The sequence below is a fragment of the Myxococcus xanthus genome (assembly GCF_013116825.1).
In the GTDB taxonomy this organism is placed as follows: Bacteria; Myxococcota; Myxococcia; order Myxococcales; family Myxococcaceae; genus Myxococcus; species Myxococcus xanthus_B.
In genome coordinates this window covers 1-415 of record NZ_JABFNS010000336.1, presented here as the reverse complement: position 1 = coordinate 415, position 415 = coordinate 1, and the positions used below count along the sequence as shown (strand labels likewise).

The window sequence follows — 415 nt, the reverse complement described above, 5'->3', positions numbered from 1 at the left end:
GATGGCGTCCCGCAAGGGTTGCACCATCATTAACATCCCCGGTCCGCCGCCGTAAGGACGATCGTCCACGGTACGGTGCCGGTCATGCGCGAAGTCACGAGGACTCCAGCTCTGGATGCTCAGCAGGCCATTTTTTACTGCCCGGCCAGTTACCCCGTAATCGGTAATTGCGCGGAACATTTCAGGAAACAGGCTAATTATGCCAATCCACATAGCGCCGTCTTTTACCGTTTATCCGGAGAATTTAAAAACCAGGATCCCAATCTACTTCGATTGTACGAGTAGCGAGATCGACTTTCTTGATAACCTGCCCATCGAGGAACGGAACCAGCCGCTCCTTGATGCCAAACGCATCTTTCAGGTTTGCCTTGATGACGAGAACGTCATTTGACCCGGTTTCCATCATATCGATGAC

The 415-nt window shown here is 52.0% G+C and carries 1 protein-coding gene and 1 pseudogene; both read right to left on the bottom strand.

The annotated features are described in order from the left end of the window. Positions 1 to 213: pseudogene (locus HNV26_RS37600) on the bottom strand (tRNA (guanosine(37)-N1)-methyltransferase TrmD); the annotation flags it as partial. A 31-nt stretch (positions 214 to 244) separates the two neighbouring features. Further along, complete coding sequence (locus tag HNV26_RS39595) at positions 245 to 403, bottom strand: hypothetical protein (RefSeq protein ID WP_495525098.1); 159 nt, start codon at positions 401 to 403, stop codon at positions 245 to 247. Positions 404 to 415: the final 12 nt, after the last annotated feature.